Raw genomic sequence first — 1,960 nt, 5'->3', positions numbered from 1 at the left:
TGTCTAGCCCCGGGTTTGGTGGGGGCTCTAGTTGACCCGTTCTCTCGGTCGAGGGACGGGGGTTTGTGAGTAGTAGGCGTTCTCTTTCTCGATGGGTGGGATGTGGCCGAGCTCGCCGTGCAAGCGGCGGTGGTTGAACCAGTCGATGTACTCGGCGACAGCGATTTCGAGGTCGTCGATGCCTTTCCACGGGCCTCGGTTGCGGATCAGTTCTGCTTTGAATAGCGAGTTGAACGCCTCGGCCATCGCGTTGTCGTAGCTGTCGCCCTTTGAGCCCACCGACGCGACAGCATCGGCGTCGGCGAGGCGTTCGGTGTACCGAATCGCCCGATATTGGACGAGTTCAATCGGTCGTTGCAACACCGGGTTGTTGGAGTAACTGTAGCTGTTCGTTGAAGACCTCGGCGGGGGTCTTCCAGTCGAGGCTCTTTCGGGGGCGGTTGTTGAGTGTGAGAGCGACGGCTTTAAGGTCTTCGGCGGACCACCGTGACAGGTCGGTGCCCTTCGGGAAGTACTGCCGCAGGAGCCCGTTGGTGTTCTCGTTTGTCGGCCGCTGCCAGGGCGAGTGCGGGTCGGCGAAGAACACCTTCGTGCCCGTCTCGAGCGCGAACTGGGCATGCGCGGAGAGCTCTTTGCCGCGGTTCCAGGTGAGCGTCTTGCGGAGCTGTTCGGGCAGCTTCGTCATCGACGCGATGAGCGCGGCGTTCATCGCGACGGCTCCGTAGCCGCCCAGCGCCGGACCGTTCTTCACGTAGGGGTCCTCGCCCCAGCCATCGAGCCGGGGAAGGTGCACCAGCAGGGTTGAGCGGCTCTTGCGTTCGACGATCGTGCCGATCGCGGACCGGCCTGTGCCGATGATCAGGTCGCCCTCCCAGTGCCCAGGGACGGCGCGGTCATCGGCCTCCGCAGGGCGTTCAGAGAACACCACATCGGCAGTCACATGACCCTGGGGTCGGTTCTGTGCTCGAGCCCGTGGCTGCCGGAGCGCGCGACCCGTTCGCAGGCAGGCGACGAGTTCGCGCTTGAGGGCGCCACGACCCTGGATGAATAGCGACTGGTAGATCGCCTCGTGGCTAATGCGCATGGATTCATCATCCGGGAAATCGACCTTCAACCGGTGCGAGATCTGCTCCGGACTCCACGCCGTCGCCCACCGCCGGTCCTGTCGGTGCGGTTTGTTCAGCCCCTTCCACGCCGGCGGTTCCGGCCCGACGACGACGCTGCCGTCCGGGCGGCGAACGTTCCCAGCAAGACGCTCCTGGACGTACTCACGCAACCCGTCGTTGGCCACGAGCCTCGCCGTTTTCGGGCGCTTCGATGCCTGCTGAGCCTTCCACTGCGCCACCAACGCCCGATACTCCAGCTGCCCACGACGCGTGGCAGCATTGCGGCGCAGCTCCCGAGAGATCGTTCCCGGGTCACGGCCAATTTTTCGCGCGATTTCACGCACCCCGACCTTTTTGGCGCGGAGCAGCGCGATCTCTTCACGCTCCTCGAAAGACAAGTAACGGCCGGTGGGTTCGGCAAGTGAGAGCGATGGCATACCGCCAGCGTGTCGAAACCAGCGGGACCCGACCGGCACAGACACGCCCACCTTCAGCGCCGCCTCGGCTGAGGTGATACCCGTCGCGATCAGACGCCAGAACTGCCGCTGCACCGCCCGCGAGGGCTCAGGCCGCCCAGGCGAACGCATCGGAGGACGCAACGCCCGATCCGCACGCCACTGCCGCCGCGCACCCTCGGGAACATCACTCGTCTTCGCAGCCCAGTCCTTCTTCGCCACCGCTGAACACCTCCACGATCAAGGTGTTGCGACGACCAATTGAATCCGCCTTGCACCCCACGATCGGAATGATGGATCAGATTCGACAAGTCACGTCCGGCCCGCTGCCTGGTCCAGATGCCCATTTCCAGGGCGTCCAGGGCAAGTTCGGTGTGCAGGCTCGTCGATAGTTGCCAG

General features: G+C 64.4%; 2 protein-coding genes. Both read right to left on the bottom strand.

Translation table 11 applies throughout. The features are described 5' to 3' along the window. Positions 1-27: 27 nt before the first annotated feature. Complete coding sequence (locus tag IEX24_RS19315) at positions 28-360, bottom strand: integrase core domain-containing protein (RefSeq protein ID WP_188681413.1); 333 nt, start codon at positions 358-360, stop codon at positions 28-30. Further along, on the bottom strand, positions 344-1,693 hold the full coding sequence (locus IEX24_RS19310) for an IS30 family transposase (protein WP_443741641.1): 1,350 nt from the start codon (positions 1,691-1,693) through the stop codon (positions 344-346). The genes IEX24_RS19315 and IEX24_RS19310 overlap by 17 nt, the downstream gene beginning before the upstream one ends. Positions 1,694-1,960: the final 267 nt, after the last annotated feature.

This window comes from Subtercola lobariae, assembly GCF_014640255.1.
Lineage (GTDB): Bacteria > Actinomycetota > Actinomycetes > Actinomycetales > Microbacteriaceae > Subtercola > Subtercola lobariae.
The sequence above is the reverse complement of the archived record's forward strand: the minus strand, read 5'-3'. Positions and strand labels throughout refer to the sequence as shown.

Bases quoted from the DNA above. Each gene is read 5' to 3' on its own strand.
- IEX24_RS19310 (WP_443741641.1), bottom strand. From the start codon at position 1,693: ATGCGTTCGCCTGGGCGGCCTGAGCCCTCGCGGGCGGTGCAGCGGCAG.